The 229-nt window shown below is 48.5% G+C and carries 2 rRNA genes; both read left to right on the top strand.

The window, feature by feature from the left end:
• Nucleotides 1-67, top strand: a 16S ribosomal RNA gene (locus tag EL84_RS30455); the annotation flags it as partial.
• Between the two features lie 97 nt (nucleotides 68-164).
• Nucleotides 165-229 (top strand): 5S ribosomal RNA (gene rrf / locus EL84_RS30450); the annotation flags it as partial.

Genomic DNA, 229 nt, shown 5'->3' with positions numbered 1-229 from the left:
ATAGATGATTGGGGTGAAGTCGTAACAAGGTAGCCGTATCGGAAGGTGCGGCTGGATCACCTCCTTTCTATGGAGAATCGTTTCCTGCAACGGAAACATTCAAATATGTAGCTTAGCTACAAACTCACTCGTTGTTCGGTTTTGAGAGCTCAAACTCTCAAACGTTTGGTGGCGATAGCGAAGGGGTTCCACACGTTCCCATCCCGAACACGACCGTTAAGCCCTTCAG

It is taken from the genome of Paenibacillus sp. VT-400, from assembly GCF_001029205.1.
Classification (GTDB): Bacteria; Bacillota; Bacilli; order Paenibacillales; family Paenibacillaceae; genus Paenibacillus; species Paenibacillus amylolyticus.
Note: the sequence above shows the minus strand (reverse complement) of the source record. Positions and strands in the feature narration are given on the sequence as shown.